The organism is Rathayibacter sp. AC182, assembly GCF_979253875.1.
On record NZ_CEEDEK010000005.1, the window covers coordinates 1,067,159 to 1,082,092 of the forward strand.

The window sequence follows — 14,934 nt, forward strand, 5'->3', positions numbered from 1 at the left end:
TCACGCCCACTTCGCCACGGCGTAGCGCTGGAACACGCCCACCACGGCGTCGGTGAGCTTGCCGAGCACCGCGAGCAGGATGATCGCGAGGAACACGCGGTCGATCCGCCCGTTGTTCTGGCTGTCGATGAGCCGGAAGCCCAGACCCATCGACGAGGCGATCAGCTCGGACGCGACGAGGAACAGCCACGACCGGGCGAGGGCGAGCCGGAGCCCTGCGATGACCGCGGGCACGACGGCCGGCAGCTGCACGGTGGTGAAGAGCCGGACGCCGGACAGCCCGAAGGCGCGCCCCGCCTCGACCAGGTGGCGGTCGACGTGGCCCAGAGCCGTGGCGACGGTGGTGAACACGGGGAAGAACGCACCGATCGTGATCAGCGTGATCTTCGACTCCTCGCCGATGCCGAGCCAGAGCAGCAGCAGGGGCACCCACGCGAGCGCAGGGCACCGCCCGGATCGCGCCGAGGGTCGGGCCGAGCACGACCTCCCAGACCCGCGAGAGCCCGAAGAGCGCCCCGATCACGAGGCCGAGGGCCGAGCCGATCGCGAAGCCGATCAGCACGCGCTGCGTCGAGATCGCGACGTCCTGGCCGAGGTCGCCGCGCTGGGCGAGATCCAGCCCCGCCGCCCACACCATCGCCGGCGAGGGGAACACCGACAGCGACACGAGGCCCGTGGTGGTCGCGATCTGCCAGGCGAGCAGCAGCACGATCGGCAGGACCGCCCCGCCGACCACGACGAACCAGCGCTTCGACGTCAGCGGACGGGCGTGCGCGGCGGAGTCGTCACGGAGCCGCTTCTGCGACGCCCCCACGCCGGGCCCCACGACCGCGGTGCCGACCGCACCCGGCGCCTGCACCGTCCCGGTGCTGCGCCCGATCAGGTCGGCGTCGGTCGTCTCGACGTCGGTCGTCCGGTCGTCACGGATCGCCATGGTCGTCTCCTCGTGAGCGGTGGATCGGGGACGGAGCGGCTCAGCCGATCGCGTCGGGGTCGGCGGCCTTCGCGTAGGTGTCGTCGAGCAGCGTGTCGAGCGCCTCGTCGACCTGGTCCTGCGAGGCGACGTCGCCGTTCGCGACGAAGATCGGGCCGATCACCGCGAGCACGTCCGTCTGCGCGGAGCCGGGCACGTTGTCGACGTCGAGGTTGCTGCGCTCGGTGACGACCGTGGTGGCGACCGCGACGTCGAGACCGGCGACGGAGGCGAGGATGCCTCGCGGTCTCCTCCCTGGCTCTTCGAGCGCCCAGGCCCGGGCGTGCTCGTAGGCGTTCACGACGGTCTGCGCGAGGTCCGGCTTCTCGGCGAGGAAGCCTCTCGGTGGCGTTGAGCAGGCCGTAGGAGCTGAAGTCGACGTTGCGGTAGAGCAGGGTCGCTCCGGCCGCCTCGGCGCCCGCCATGATCGGGTCGAGCCCGGCCCACGCGTCCACCGAGCCGTTCTGCAGCGCGGCCCAGCCGTCGGCGTGCTGCAGGTTCTGCACGGTGACGTCGTCGATGCCGAGACCGGCCTCCTCGAGCGCCTGCACGAGGAAGAAGTAGGGGTCGGTGCCCTTGGTCGCGGCGATCTGCTTGCTCCGCGAGCTGCTCGACGCTCGCGATTCCCGAGCCTGCGGGGACGACGAGCGCGGACCACTCCGGCTGCGAGAAGATGTCGATCGTCTTGATCGCGTCGAGCCGCCGGAGCGGGCGAGCAGGCCGCGGAGCCGGCGGTCGAGCCGACGTCGATCGCTCCGGCGCGCAGCGCCTCGTTGGCCTTGTTGGACCCGGCCGACCGCACCCAGGCGACCGCGACCTGCTGCTCGGCGAGAGCGGGTCTCGAGCCAGCCCTTCTCCTTGATCACCAGGCTCAGCGGGTTGTAGGCGGCGAAGTCGAGCGTCAGCGTGCCGCCCTGCGACGGCGCCCTCGGCCGCATCGGCGGTGGCGGCCGCGGCGCCGCCGGAGCTCTCGCCCTGCACGCAGCCCGCGAGCAGGGGAACGGCGGCGGCGGTGAGCAGGCCGGCGAGGGCGGTGCGGCGCGTGAGCGCGGTGGTGGTGAACGACATGGTGGCCTCTGCTTCGGTGCGGTTCCGGGGTGGAACGAGTGTGGGGCGGGGGAGACGGGGAGGGGAGGGGAACGGAGGAACGGGGAGGACCGGGCGGATCCGAGCCCGGGGAGGGCTCAGCGCCGGTCGATGCCGAGACCGGCGAGCAGCTCGGCACGGCGCTCCGCCAACTCGGCCGACCCGCGGTCCCGCGGGCGTGCGCCGGGGACCGTCACGACCTGCTGGATGCGCGAGACGCTCTCCCGGCTCGTCGCGGCCGAGCAGCACGATGCGGTCGGCCAGCTGCAGCGCCTCGTCGACGTCGTGGGTGACCAGCAGGATCGTCGCGGGTGCTGCGGCGTGCACGTCCAGGAGGAGGTCCTGCATCCGGATGCGGGTGAGGGCGTCCAGTGCGCCGAACGGCTCGTCGAGCAGCAGCACACCGGGATTCCGCGCCAGCGCGCGGGCGAGCGAGGCGCGCTGCGCCATCCTCCCGGACACCTCGCGGGGTCGCGAGGAGGCGTGCGCCGTCAGCCCGACGAGCGAGAGCAGTTCGTCGACGGCGCCGGGCCGCGGCGCGCGCGGTGCCGCGGGGCAGTCCGAGCGCCACGCTGGCGGCGATCGTGCGCCACGGCAGCAGTCGCGGCTCCTGGAAGGCGACGGCGCAGCGGGTGTCGATGCCCGACACCGCGCCTCGTCGATCAGCACCGAGCCCGCCGATGCCGTGTCCAGGCCCGCCGCGATGCGCAGAAGCGTCGACTTGCCGCATCCGCTGGGTCCGAGGATCGCGATGACCTCTCCGGCCGCGACCTCGAGGTCGACCCCCTCGAGCACCGGTGCTCCGGGCGAGAACGTGCGGCCGACCCCGTCGAAGCGCACCGGGAACGCCGACTGACCGAGATCGGCGTCGAAGGCCAGGCTCGTGCGGGAGGGCGTGTCGGACATGGGGCTCCGGGGCGGCGGGGCGGGCGGGCGGACCGTCCCGATCGTACGGACGGCGGCTCATCCCTCCGATTCCGCGATGACACGCGGAGTAACAGAGCGATCGAGCGGAGTGACGCCCCGCGTCCGCAGCGCCCGCCGCCCGCTCCTCCTCCCGCGCCCGCAGAGCGGCCCCCAGCGCCTCGCCGCAGCCCCGGACGTCGCCCCGGACGAACGTGCCCGGCCCGCGGAGAACCGCGGACCGGGCCGAGCAGTGCGGCGACTACGCGCTGACGAGCACGAGCTCCTCGAGGGGGAGGCGGGTGCGCGGGGCGACCTCGCGCTCGCGCAGCACGTCGTTCTCGAGCGACTCCGGGTCGCCGACGACGCCGATCGCGGCGACGGTCACGGGGTCGAAGCGCTCGTCGATCGCGAACTTCGCGGAGCCCGTCCTTCTCGAAGCCGGCCATCTGGTGCACGTGCAGCCCGTCGTGGTGGGCCTGGATGCTCAGGTGCGCGACGGCCTGGCCGAGGTCGTAGACGGCCCAGGGGCGCGGCTTCCCGTCGGTGTCCACGGTCTCGGCGAGGGCGACGACGAGCGCCGCGGCCGAGCCGGCCCAGGCGGCGTTGAAGCCGACGAGGTTCTTCGCCACGCGGTCGAACTCCGGCGTGCCGCGGCGGGCCACGATGAAGCGCCAGGGCTGGGAGTTGCTGGCGGAGGGGGACCAGCGTGCGGCCTCGAGCAGCGAGGCGAGGGTCTCGTCCTGAGATCGCGGCCGTCGTGTCGAACGAGCGCGGGCTCCAGCGCTCGGCGAGGACGTCGAGGATCGGCGCGCTGGTGGTGGCGGTGCGGACGCGGTGGCGAGGGGCATCGGGGAGCTTCTTTCCGGGAGGGGCGGATTCGACCGGGGCTCCATCGCCCGCGCGGTACAACGCCGCACGGCGAGCACGCATTCCCGCCGACGGGGTCCGGGCAAGGCATACCAGGACCGTTCGCCCTCGGAGGACCCCGGGTCGGGCGCGCTCGGAACGGTACGCTCGGAGACGGCGTGGTTCCCCGCGCGCAACGTTCACGACTCTGATGGAGGATCATCCATGGCCCAGCACTTCGACGTCGTCGTCCTGGGGGCGGGTCCCGGCGGGTACGTGGCTGCGATCCGAGCGGCGCAGCTCGGCAAGTCGGTCGCGATCGTCGAGAAGCAGTACTGGGGCGGCGTCCGCCTCAACGTGGGCTGCATCCCGTCCAAGGCGCTCCTGCGCAACGCGGAGCTCGCCCACATCTTCCACTCGCAGGCCAAGCAGTTCGGCATCTCGGGCGACGTCTCCTTCGACTTCGGCGCGGCGTTCGACCGCAGCCGCACGGTCGCGGACGGACCGCACCAAGGGCGTCCACTTCCTGATGAAGAAGAACAAGATCACCGAGTTCGACGGCACCGGCGCCTTCACCGGCCCGAAGGGCCTCGACGTGCAGCTCACCAAGGGCGGCTCGGAGTCGCTGACCTTCGACGACGCGATCATCGCGACCGGCGCGTACGTCCGCCTCCTGCCCGGCGTCGAGCTCTCGGAGAACGTCGTCACCTACGAGACCCAGATCATGACGCGCGCGACCTGCCCGACACGATGGCCATCGCGGGCGCCGGCGCGATCGGCATGGAGTTCGCGTACGTCCTGAAGAACTACGGCGTCGACGTCACGATCATCGAGTTCATGGACCGTGCCCTCCCCAACGAGGACCCGGACGTCTCCAAGGAGATCCAGAAGCAGTACAAGAAGCTCGGCGTCGAGATCCTGACCTCGACCAAGGTCGAGTCGGTCGTCGACAAGGACGGCTACGTCACCGTGACCTACACCGCGAAGGACGGCACCCAGTCGACCCTCGAGGTCGACAAGGTCATGATGTCGATCGGCTGGGTCCCCCGGGTCGAGGGCTTCGGCCCGGAGAACACGGGCGTCGAGCTGACCGAGCGCGGAGCGATCGCGATCGACGACCACATGCGCACCAACGTCCCGAACATCTACGCCATCGGCGACGTGACCGCGAAGCTGCAGCTCGCGCACGTGGCCGAGGCGCAGCGTCGTCGCCGCCGAGACCCTGGCCGGCGCCGAGACCCAGACCCTGGGCGACTACCGCATGATGCCGCGCGCGACGTTCTGCCAGCCGCAGATCGCCTCCTTCGGCCTCACCGAGAAGCAGGCGACCGACGAGGGCCACGAGATCACCGTCTTCGGACCTTCCCGTTCATGGCGAACGGCAAGGCGCACGGCCTCGGCGAGCCGACCGGCTTCGTGAAGCTCATCGCGAGCAAGCAGTACGGCGAGCTCCTCGGCGCGCACATGATCGGCCCGGACGTGTCCGAGCTGCTCCCCGAGCTCACGCTCGCGCAGAAGTGGGACCTCACCGCGACCGAGCTCGCGCGCAACGTGCACACCCACCTGACGCTGTCGGAGGACGCTGCAGGAGGGCTTCCACGGCCTCAAGGGGCACATGATCAACATGTAGGTGCCCGCACCTGCACCGCACCTCCGGCTCGCAGGAACCGGTCCGGCTCGTCCGGATCACCGGTTCCCGCGGGCCGGAGGTGTTTCCACGCGCCGGAAGCAGTCCCCCGTGCCGGAGGCGTTCGCGTGCAGGAGGCGTTCCCGCCCCTCCCGCTACCGTCGACCGCATGGACCCCGCGCCTCCTCGACCACCTCGCCGCCGACGCCTGGCCGCCGCTCGAGAGCCGCGCGCTCGACGGCTGGCGTCTGCGCGCCGCCTCGGGAGTCACGAAGCGCGCGAACTCGGTCCTCACCTCCGGACCCGTCGCCGACCCCGAGCGCGCGATCGACGCCGCCGAGGCGTTCGCCCGCGAGCACGGCATCCCTCCGCTCCTGCAGCTCGGCCCCGCGACCCTCCCCGCCGACCTCGCCGACCGCCTGAGCGCCCGCGGCTACTCCCCGCACGATCGCACGCTCGTCCTCACGGGCACCGTCGGGAGGCGCTCGCCGCGCTGAGCTGCTGCCCCGCCGAGATCGAGGCGCACCCGTCCGACGAGTGGATGCGGCTCTGGTGGTCGGTCGACGGCCGGGGAGGCGACGCCGAGCTCGACGTCGCGCGGCGGATCCTCGCGGGCTGCGACTCCTCCTACGCCCTCCTCCGCGATGAGGAGGGCCTCGCCGCGCGGCAGGCTCGCCTTCGCGACCGCGCTCGACGGCGAGGCGTGGTGCGGCCTGTTCGGAGTCGCCACGCGTCCCGATGCGCGCCGCCGGGGGCACGCCTCCTCGGTTCTCCGCTCCCTGCTCGGGCAGGCGCGGGACCGCGGGATCGAGCGCCTCTGGATCCAGGTCCTCGAGTCCAACTCCGGCGCCCGTCGCCTCTACGCGGCACTGGGCTGCGAGCAGTCCTCCTGGTACGAGTACTGGCGCCGCCCCTGACCCGCTCGCCCGGCCCCGGCTGATCCCCGCCACGAGACGCCACTCCGGTACGCGACACCCCGGCCGGGGCGTAGCGGAGTGGCATCTCGCGAGGACGTCAGTCCAGGACCGCCCGGGCCACGGAGTCCGCGCGCGCCGAGTCCCCGGTCACGAGCACCCGCCACCACACGTCGTCCGCGAGCACGTCGACCTCGCAGGTGCCGGCCGAGCAGCCCGAGATCGCGCGCTCGCCGAGGCCGTCCACGGGCGAGAGCGGGATCGCCAGCCCCGTGGTGAGCGGAGAGTGCGCCAGCCCTCCTCGCCCGAGGGGAGGGCGTCGACGCTGATCCCGGAGTAGGCGGCGTCGGCCGCATCCGTCCAGGTGCACGAGGTGTAGCCCGCGCGGGCCGCGGCGGCGGCTCCGGCGGTCGTGATCGGCGCCCCCTCGGTGCCGGCTCCCGGAGTCGGCTGCGCGAGTCCCGCGAGCGACGTCAGCTGCTCGGTCGTCAGCAGGTCGGCGCAGACCGGCCTCGGAGCCCGCGACGACCTCGTCGAGCCGACCGGAGGCGGAGTCGGCCGTCGCGGAGGCGAGCGCGGCGAGATCCAGTGCCGTCGGTGCGCCGGTCAGCGCGAGCGAGACCCAGGTCGAGCCGACGAGCACCTGGGCGGTGCAGCTCCCGTCGGTGCACGATCCGGAGGCGGAGTCGCCCGCGGCCAGCGCGGGACCGGCGGGGAGGGCGGCGAACGCGTCGGCCGCGTCCTCGGCCGCCGAGGCGACGACCGACGCGGGCCCGTCCGTCTCGAACCAGGAGCAGGTCAGCAGCCCGCCGTTCTCCTCGGCGGCCGCGCGGATCAGCTCGGCGGAGCTCTGCACCGCGCCGTCCCGGCTGCCCTCGAGCCGATCCGCGGGGAGCCTCAGCGCCTCCGACGCCCTCGAGACCGGCAGCAGGGAGTCGCAGTCGAGCTCGGAGGCGGGCGCCGCGGAAGCGGAGGCCGAAGCCGACGCCGAAGCGGAAGCGGACGCCGCAGACGGAAGCGCTCCTCCGGAGCCGGCGCCCCCGAGCATCCCGCGAGCGCGAGCCCCGCGATCAGCCCGAGCGCGACGAGCCGCGCCCTCACGCCGGAGAGCTCGCGCTCGATCGCCGCCGTGAACACGTCGATGTCGTCCTCGGTGGTGTCGAACGAGCAGACCCAGCGCACCTCGCCCGTCGCCGGGTTCCAGTCGTAGAAGCGCGACACCTCGCGCAGGCGGTCGGCCACTCCGGCCGGCAGTGTCGCGAAGACCGCGTTCGCCTGCGTCGGCTGCGTGAAGGCCAGGCCCTCGATGCGACCCGCCGCCACCGCCTCCTCGAGCCGGGAGCGCAGCCGCGCGGCCATGGCGTTCGCGCTCCGCGCCGAGCGCAGCCACAGCGGCTCCGTCTCGCCGTCCTCGCCGAGCATCCGCGAGCAGCTGCGCCGAGAGGAAGCGCATCTTCGACGACAGCTGCATGTTGGTCTTGCGCAGATAGTGCAGTCCGCTCGACGCCTCGGGATCGAGCACCACGATCGCCTCGCCCAGCAGCATGCCGTTCTTCGTGCCGCCGAACGAGAGCACGTCGACGCCGGCATCGGTCGTGAAGGAGCGCAGCGGCACTCTCGAGCGCCGCCGCCGCGTTCGCGATCCGGGCGCCGTCGAGGTGCAGCCGCATGCCGTGCGCGTGAGCGTGGTCGGCGAGCGCGCGCACCTCCTCGGGCGTGTAGACCGTGCCGAGCTCGGTGGACTGGGTGATCGAGACGACCAGCGGCTGCGAGCGGTGCTCGTCGCCGTAGCCCCAGGCCTGCTCGTCCACCAGCGCCGGAGTGAGCTTGCCGTCGGGGGAGGTCACCGTGAGGATCTTGATCCCGGCGACCTTCTCGGGCGCTCCGCCCTCGTCGGAGTTGATGTGCGCGGTGCCCGCCGAGATCACGGCGCCCCAGCGCGCGCGGCATCGACTGCAGTCCGGTGACGTTCGCGCCGGTGCCGTTGAAGACCGGGAACGCCTGCGCCTGCTCGCCGAACTCGCGCCGGAACGCGTGCTGCAGGCGCTCGGTGTAGACGTCCTCGCCGTACGCGACCTGGTGCGCGCCGTTGGCCGCGGCGATCGCGGCGAGCACCTCCTCGTGGACCCCGGAGTAGTTGTCGGAGGCGAAGCCGCGGACCGTCGGATCGTGCAGAGAGCTCATGGCTTCATCCTCGCAGCCCGTCGCCGGAGGGTCCCTCCGGGTGCGCGTTCAGCGAGTGCTCATGTTTCCGGCATGTGGAACAGCCCGGGAGCGACGAGCCGATCTCCGTCAAGAAGTTGGTATCGGCTGAGCGAACGGCCACTCTTGTCCTATGCGCATGGACACATCGGGGGCGGTCCGCGATATGCCGGCCCCTCCCGGGTGGACGAGATCGCGGCGCGCTTCGGCGACCCGGTCCTCGCGTTCGCCCCGCAGCCCCGACTCGAGGAGTTCGCGGCGGCTCAGACCATGGCGCTCGGGCGGTTCGTCGAGATCTCCCTGTCGTACTCGTTCTTCAAGAATCCGCGCAATCGCGCCGATCCTGTGAACCACGTCCCGCTCACTCCGGAGCAGAAGCGGGCGATCGACCGGGCCGAGAACGACCACCTGCCGCCGTGGATGGTCGACCAGGTCACGCGGATGCGGTACCCCGTTCTGTGGGAGGCCGTGCGCACCTCGGTGCCGATCCCCGCCGAGCGCAGCAGGCCGCTGGAGTCGCGCCTCGCCGCCCACATGGGCGATGTGCTCCGCAACACGTTCCCCGGCCGCGTCCGCAGCCGTCGGGGCGGCATGCCCGTGGTCGCCGCGGCGCTGCGCGACGAGGACGTCGTGCGAGGCGTGCCGGTCGTGGTCGACGGAGAGGCCCTGCGCGGCTACCGCGTCGACACCGATCCCGACGTGGTCGCCATCGGCGCCCGCGTGGACGGCCGCTACATGACCGTGGTGCTCGACCGGAAGATCGTCCCGGACATCCGCATGGAGTTCGTGCGCCGCACGCCTCCGCGCGGTTCGGCTCCGATCGCCCGCCGCTGACGCGCTCTCCGCGATCCCCCGCCGGGCGCCGACGAGGTCAGGACCGCCTCGGGCACCGCGATCCCGTGCTCGTAGGCGAACACGACCGCCTGGATCCGGTCCCGCACCCGCAGCTTCATCAGGATCTTCGACACGTGGGTCTTCACCGTGGCCTCGCCCACGAACAGCTGGGCGGCGATCTCGGCGTTCGACCAGCCCCGCGCGAGGTACACCAGCACCTCGCGCTCGCGATCGGTGAGCTCGGCGACGCCCGGGTGCTCCCGGGGGCTCCGGGCGGGGTCCGCGGCGAAGCGCTCGATCACACGGCGGGTGACGTCCGGGGCGAGCATCGCGTCGCCGCGGGCCACGACCTGCACGGCGTCGACCAGGTCCTCGGGCGAGGCGTTCTTGAGCAGGAAGCCGCTCGCTCCGGCCGACAGCGCGTCGAAGAGGTAGTCGTCGCGGTCGAAGGTCGCCAGGATCAGGACGCTCGAGCACAGCCGCGGGTCCTTCACGATCTCGCGGGTCGCGGCGAGCCCGTCCATGCCCGGCATCTGCACGTCCATGCAGATCACGTCGGGGCACAGTTCGGTCGCCCGCGCGATCGCCTCGGAGCCGGTCCGGGCCTCGCCCACGATGACGATGCCCGGCTCGGACTCCAGGATGATGCGGAACCCCGCGCGCACCAGCTCCTGGTCGTCCACCAGGAGGACGCGGATGTCGTCGGTCATGCGCGGCCCCCGCTCGCTGCGTCGAGGCGCCCCCGCGACGCCCCGGTCGACGCTACCGGGTCCGGGAGCGGCTGCGGGCCGACCACCGGCGCCAGCGGGACGTGCACGTGCACGAGGTAGCCCTCTCCGCGCCGGCCCATCTCGATCCGCCCGCCCACGGCCGCGGCGCGCTCGCGCATGCCGGTCTGCCCCAGGCCGCAGGAGGCGGGTGCGGTCGGGTGCGGACCCGTCCCGCCGTCGTCGGCGACCTCGAGCTCGACCGCGTCGGGCAGGTAGCGCAGGCGCAGCTCGGCCCGTGCGCCGGGGCCCGCGTGCTTGCGGACGTTCGTGAGCGACTCCTGCGCGATGCGGTAGAGGCTGAGGCCCACCGTCGCGGGGATCTCGCGCGGGAAGCCGATCGTGCGGAACGCCGTCGGGAGCCCCGAGCCGGCGGAGGCGCCGACGAGCTCCTCGAGCTGCGCGACGCCGCGGGTGGAGGCGGAGTCGGTCGGGACGGTGTCGAGGGGCTCGGCCGCGGCGACTCCTCGGCGCGGAGTGCGACGAGGATCCGGTGCAGCTCGTCGATCGCCGAGCGGGCGTCGCTCTCGATCGCGCTGAGCGAGCGCGCGGCCTTCTCGGGGTCGCGGGCGAGGACGCGGCGCGCTGCTCCCGCCTGCACCCCCATGACGCTGACGTGGTGCGCCACGACGTCGTGCAGCTCGCGGGCGATGCGCAGGCGCTCCGAGGTGACCGCCTGGCGCGAGGAGCGCTCGCGCTCGTCGTCCAGCTCGGCTGTGCGCGCCTCGAGCGCCTCGAGCCGGCGCGCCGACTGCCACGACGCCTCACCGAAGACGAAGGCGCTGCCGAAGTAGAGCAGGTTGACCAGCAGGACCAGCGCCGATTCGGCGACGTAGGGCGAGAGCGGTCCGACGGACTCGGTGGCGGGCAGCGCCCGGTCGAGCCACTCGCCCGTGATCAGGGAGGTCACCAGCCATCCGAGCATGGCGATCGCGATCACCAGGCGCACTGCGAGGGCGGTACGGGCGGTCGCGGCTCCACGCGCCGACCGTGTAGATCGCGAGGAACAGGCAGATCTGGTTGAAGAGCGACTCCGGCACCTGGAGCACGAGACCGAGCGTGTAGACCACCGCGAGGACGATCGCGACGGTGGCCGGGTACATCCGCCGCAGCGCCAGCGGCAGGGTCAGCGCGACGGCCCAGTGGGCGCTCACGACGGGGTGCGCCGCGGCGGGAACCCGGCCGAGGTGTACAGCAGCACCGAGATCACGGTCGCGAGCAGGGAGGATCCCGGCGGCGACGGCGTCGCGGATGTACTGCGGCCGCGTGGGGGTCGCCCTCGTCCAGCCGGCGTCGAAGGGATCGGCGGCGGCGGCGGCGTCGGCACCCGGGACATGACGTCCACGGTACGCGACCGGGCCGCGGCGGAGGCGGATCCGCAGTCGCCCGCCCCCGCCGCCGGCTCAGTCGCGCCCCGTGATCCCCTTCGTCGACGCGATCACGTCGCGCATCTTCTTCTTCGAGGGCCTCGTAGAACATCGACAGCGGGAACTCGTCGTCCAGCACCGCGTCGGTGAGGCCGCGGGGCGGCCCGAGCAGCACCTCGTCAGGCAGTCCGCGGGCCCAGGCCGACGCGGGATGCGGAGTGAGCACCGACGCGATCAGGGCGTGCGCGGCCAGCCAGTGCGCGGTCTTCGGGCGGTCGATCGAGCGCCAGTACAGGTCGTCGATCGCGTCCGACAGGGCGACGACCACGTCGGCGACGCCGTCCCACTCGAAGGCGAGGCGCGTGTCCGTCCAGTGCAGCACCCCGTGCCGGTGCAGCCAGGCGAACAGCAGCTGGCCGCCCAGACCGTCGTAGTTGCGCACGCGCGAGCCGGTGAGCGGGAAGCGGAAGAGGCGGTCGAACAGGATCGCGTACTGCACCGAGCGCGCTCGCCCGGACAGGCGCTCCTCGTCCTCGTCGCGGTGCTCGGCCGCGGCGAGACGGCGCTCGATCGCGACCGATTCGCGGAACGCCGTCAGATCGCAGCGCAGCTCCTCGAGCGAGTAGAGGAAGAAGGGCATGCGCTGCTTGATCATGAAGGGGTCGAAGGGCAGGTCGCCGCGCATGTGCGTGCGGTCGTGGATGAGGTCCCACATCACGAAGGCCTCCTCCGCGAGGTGCTGATGGGCGATCAGGCGGCGTGCGTCCTCGGGCAGGTCGAGGCGCGTGACCTCGGCGGCGCTGCTCACGACGCGGCGGAAGCGGGCGGCCTCGCGGTCGGCGAAGATCGCTCCCCAGGTGAAGGTCGGGATCGCGCGCATCGCCACGGTCTCGGGGAAGAGCACCGCGCTGTCGGTGTCGTAGCCGGCGGTGAAGTCGACGAAGCGGACCGGCACGAAGAGCGCGTTCGAGTACTCGCCCGCCTCGAGCTCGGCGACGAAGCGCGGCCAGACCACCTCGACCAGCACGGCCTCGACGTGCCGGTCGCGGCTGCCGTTCTGGGTGAGCATCGGGAAGACGACGGCGTGGCGCAGCCCGTCGATCCGGTCGAGCTGCGGCTGGAAGGCCTGCAGCGAGTCGAGGAAGTCGGGGACGCCGAGCCCGTCGGCGCTCCACCGCTCCAGGTCGACGACGAGCGCGTCGAGGTACGCGGCGTCGTGCGGGAAGCGCGGGGCCAGGGCGCGGACGGCGGCGACGATCCGCTCGAGCGCGGTGCGCGCCTCGAGCAGCATCGCCGGGTCGGCGAGGGAGCCGTCGGACGTCTGCAGAGGCTGCAGGTCGCCGACCGCGGCCTTGAGGTCGAGCCAGGCGGAGGAGGACTCGACGCGGTCCTCGAGGACCTCCGGCTCTCGCGACGACTGTGCTCTGCACGAACTGCGACATGGTGATCCTCCTCACGCTTCGAATCCTCGGTGGAACGGGTCGGATGCGACCCGACCCGAGCGTAGGGCCGCGTGCGCGCGCTTTCTTGCGTGGAGCGGAGCGGAGCGGCGACGTCGGCGCTCGCCGCGCACGTCTGCGCCGCGGGGCGGCAACGGCGCTCAGGAGCGGTTCCGGACGTCGTCGGCGCAGGATCCCGGGGACTTCTCCACGTGTCCGATCAGCACTCCACCAGGGCTCTCGCAGGTTGGACCCCCCGTCCGGGGCTAGATTCCTCCACGACCCACCGTGGCCCCGGTCAGGGGGTCAGGATGGTGCGGACATCGCGGCCGCATCCCGAGTGCGGCCCATCGGATCGACCGGCCACTCCGAACACCTGGCGGAGGAGCACGGCCGACGAGCCATCCTGAGAGAGAGGATCGGAGCGCGTGACGGGACCCGAACCCGGAAGCGACCACAGCACAGTCAGCATCGATCAGCACTCCTCGACCCTCCGCCTGCTGCCCTGGCCGCAGGCGGGCACCGCCGCACCCGCGTCACCCGCGCGGAGTCCGACACGGGTCGTGGGCACGACGAGGACGGAACCCTGCACGACCGCTACCTGCGCGGCTGGGCCGAGGGCACCGCCTTCTTCTACGCGATCGAGCTCGACGGCGACCGCGTCGGCTCCATCGGCTATTGGTACGGCCACTCGCGGCATCGTCGCGTACGAGACGGCCTGGAGCCTCGCTCCCGAGGCGAGGGGACGCGGCGTGGCCGCGCGCTCTGTGCGCCTGCTGCTCGACGAGGCCGCGGCGTTCCCGCTGCCCCGCTTCGTGCACGCGTTCGTGCGCACGGACGACGCGGAGGACGGCGCGATCTGCGTCGAGGTCGGCTTCGACCGCGTCGACATCGTCGAGAAGGGCGATCCGCCGAGCCTCTGGGCCGACTGGGCGTTCGATCTGGCGGCGGTCGCCTAGGGCGGATGAGCGCTCGAGCTCGGCCCGATCGTGCGGTCGAGCCGAGCTGAGCACGCGGGATCGTGTTCACCGGGCCCCGAGGGCGAGCGCCGCCCGACCCGCCGGCGTCGCGCGGCGCTCACACCCCGTGAGCGGCGAGCCACGGCCGCAGGACCGCGAGGAACTCCTCCGGCCGCTCGACGCTGGGCAGGTGCCGCCTCGTCGAAGACGCAGGAGTCGGCGCCGGGGATCGTCTCGGCGAGGTACTCGTGCACGGGGAACGACTCCGAGAGGTCGTGCGCGCCCACCACGATCAGCGCCGGCAGCGCCAGATCGACCACCCGGTCGTAGGCGGGCGGCTCGAGCGGGATCGGCCGGGGCTTCTCGTGCTCGTGGCCCGCGCGGCCGCGCGCGAGCTCCTGCACGGCCTCGACGAAGGACGCATCGAGCGAGTCCGCGGAGCGCTCCGGCCCGAAGGCCCACAGCTCCGCTTCCCGCCGGGCGACCAGCTCGTGGTCGCCGCGCGTCAGCAGGGCGTCGATCTCGTCGAAGAGGGCGTCCTCCCGCGCGGTCAGCTCCGGATACGGGAAGCCGCCGACACCCGGGCAGATCGCGACGGAGCGCACTCACCCGGTCGGGATGGGCGATCGCGAGGTCGAGCGCTGCGGATCCGCCCCGCGAGCAGCCGATGACGGCGGCGCGCTCCACGCCCAGGTGCTCGAGCACCGCGAGGAGGTCGGCCCGCTCGTCGAAGTCGACGTCGTCCGTCGTGTGCCGCCGAAGCCGCGGGAGTCCAGGCGCACGACGAGATGGTCCTCGGCCAGGGCCGGGACGATCGGGTCCCACATCCTCAGATCGGCGATGCCGGCGTGCACCAGCAGCAAGCGCGGGGAGGAGGCGTGGCCGTCCGCCTCCCAGTGGAGGCTCGCGCCGGGGACGTCGAGATGCGGCATGCGGCCACCGTAGGCCCGGCCCCGTCGGGGTGCAACGGCACCCGACCCTAGGCCGGAGGGACGCCTGCGAGCCGCCCGCTCG

At 72.9% G+C, this 14,934-nt stretch carries 8 protein-coding genes and 11 pseudogenes; 6 read left to right on the forward strand and 13 right to left on the reverse strand.

Features of this window, described 5'->3' with window-relative positions:
* Positions 1-760, reverse strand: a pseudogene (locus tag AC0CII_RS16570) (ABC transporter permease).
* Here AC0CII_RS16570 and AC0CII_RS16575 point away from each other — a divergent pair.
* Positions 675-950 (forward strand): hypothetical protein, encoded by a 276-nt coding sequence (locus tag AC0CII_RS16575; protein WP_465231119.1) that lies wholly within the window; start codon positions 675-677, stop codon positions 948-950. The pseudogene AC0CII_RS16570 and the gene AC0CII_RS16575 overlap by 86 nt on opposite strands.
* 24 nt (positions 951-974) lie before the next feature.
* Here the strand turns inward: AC0CII_RS16575 and AC0CII_RS16580 are convergent.
* From AC0CII_RS16580 to AC0CII_RS16590, 3 pseudogenes are all read right to left on the reverse strand, one after another.
* A pseudogene (locus AC0CII_RS16580) lies at positions 975-2,041 on the reverse strand (aliphatic sulfonate ABC transporter substrate-binding protein).
* Positions 2,042-2,497: 456 nt separating this feature from the next.
* A pseudogene (locus AC0CII_RS16585) lies at positions 2,498-2,965 on the reverse strand (ATP-binding cassette domain-containing protein); the annotation flags it as partial.
* 259 nt (positions 2,966-3,224) lie between these two features.
* Positions 3,225-3,769: pseudogene (locus tag AC0CII_RS16590) on the reverse strand (nitroreductase family protein).
* Positions 3,770-4,036: 267 nt separating this feature from the next.
* On the opposite strand from AC0CII_RS16590, the pseudogene lpdA reads away from it, so the two are divergent.
* The 3 genes and pseudogenes from lpdA (at position 4,037) to AC0CII_RS16605 (ending at position 6,355) form a co-directional block, all read left to right on the forward strand.
* Positions 4,037-5,441, forward strand: a pseudogene (gene lpdA / locus AC0CII_RS16595) (dihydrolipoyl dehydrogenase).
* A gap of 188 nt (positions 5,442-5,629) precedes the next feature.
* Positions 5,630-5,935, forward strand: a pseudogene (locus AC0CII_RS16600) (GNAT family N-acetyltransferase, cg3035/Rv0428c family); the annotation flags it as partial.
* Between the two features lie 147 nt (positions 5,936-6,082).
* The gene (locus tag AC0CII_RS16605; RefSeq protein ID WP_465230079.1) at positions 6,083-6,355 is read left to right on the forward strand and encodes a GNAT family N-acetyltransferase; all 273 of its coding nucleotides are present in this window, start codon (positions 6,083-6,085) and stop codon (positions 6,353-6,355) included.
* 97 nt (positions 6,356-6,452) lie between these two features.
* Here the strand turns inward: AC0CII_RS16605 and AC0CII_RS16610 are convergent, their stop codons facing one another.
* Positions 6,453-7,208, reverse strand: coding sequence for a hypothetical protein (locus tag AC0CII_RS16610; RefSeq protein WP_465230080.1), 756 nt, complete (start codon positions 7,206-7,208; stop codon positions 6,453-6,455).
* A 251-nt stretch (positions 7,209-7,459) separates the two neighbouring features.
* Positions 7,460-8,536: pseudogene (locus tag AC0CII_RS16615) on the reverse strand (threonine aldolase family protein); the annotation flags it as partial.
* A 201-nt stretch (positions 8,537-8,737) separates the two neighbouring features.
* On the opposite strand from AC0CII_RS16615, the gene AC0CII_RS16620 reads away from it, so the two are divergent.
* Positions 8,738-9,388, forward strand: a complete 651-nt coding sequence (locus tag AC0CII_RS16620) for a hypothetical protein (protein ID WP_207403358.1) — start codon at positions 8,738-8,740, stop codon at positions 9,386-9,388.
* A 56-nt stretch (positions 9,389-9,444) separates the two neighbouring features.
* Here the strand turns inward: AC0CII_RS16620 and AC0CII_RS16625 are convergent.
* The 5 genes and pseudogenes from AC0CII_RS16625 to AC0CII_RS16645 form a co-directional block, all read right to left on the reverse strand.
* Positions 9,445-10,098, reverse strand: a pseudogene (locus tag AC0CII_RS16625) (response regulator); the annotation flags it as partial.
* Positions 10,095-10,466: a sensor histidine kinase gene (locus AC0CII_RS16630; protein WP_465230966.1), complete on the reverse strand. Its 372-nt coding sequence runs from the start codon at positions 10,464-10,466 to the stop codon at positions 10,095-10,097. The gene AC0CII_RS16630 and the pseudogene AC0CII_RS16625, both read right to left, overlap by 4 nt.
* A gap of 215 nt (positions 10,467-10,681) precedes the next feature.
* A pseudogene (locus tag AC0CII_RS16635) lies at positions 10,682-10,762 on the reverse strand (hypothetical protein); the annotation flags it as partial.
* Between the two features lie 157 nt (positions 10,763-10,919).
* Positions 10,920-11,537 (reverse strand): DUF7134 domain-containing protein, encoded by a 618-nt coding sequence (locus AC0CII_RS16640; RefSeq protein WP_465230967.1) that lies wholly within the window; start codon positions 11,535-11,537, stop codon positions 10,920-10,922.
* Positions 11,538-11,558: 21 nt separating this feature from the next.
* Positions 11,559-12,930, reverse strand: a pseudogene (locus AC0CII_RS16645) (DUF6421 family protein); the annotation flags it as partial.
* A 459-nt stretch (positions 12,931-13,389) separates the two neighbouring features.
* On the opposite strand from AC0CII_RS16645, the gene AC0CII_RS16650 reads away from it, so the two are divergent.
* Positions 13,390-13,920: a hypothetical protein gene (locus AC0CII_RS16650; protein ID WP_465230081.1), complete on the forward strand. Its 531-nt coding sequence runs from the start codon at positions 13,390-13,392 to the stop codon at positions 13,918-13,920.
* On the opposite strand, the gene AC0CII_RS16655 is transcribed toward AC0CII_RS16650, so the two are convergent.
* Positions 13,917-14,525 (reverse strand): hypothetical protein, encoded by a 609-nt coding sequence (locus AC0CII_RS16655; RefSeq protein ID WP_465231120.1) that lies wholly within the window; start codon positions 14,523-14,525, stop codon positions 13,917-13,919. The genes AC0CII_RS16650 and AC0CII_RS16655 overlap by 4 nt on opposite strands.
* Positions 14,526-14,577: 52 nt before the next feature.
* A pseudogene (locus tag AC0CII_RS16660) lies at positions 14,578-14,745 on the reverse strand (hypothetical protein); the annotation flags it as partial.
* Positions 14,746-14,934: the final 189 nt, after the last annotated feature.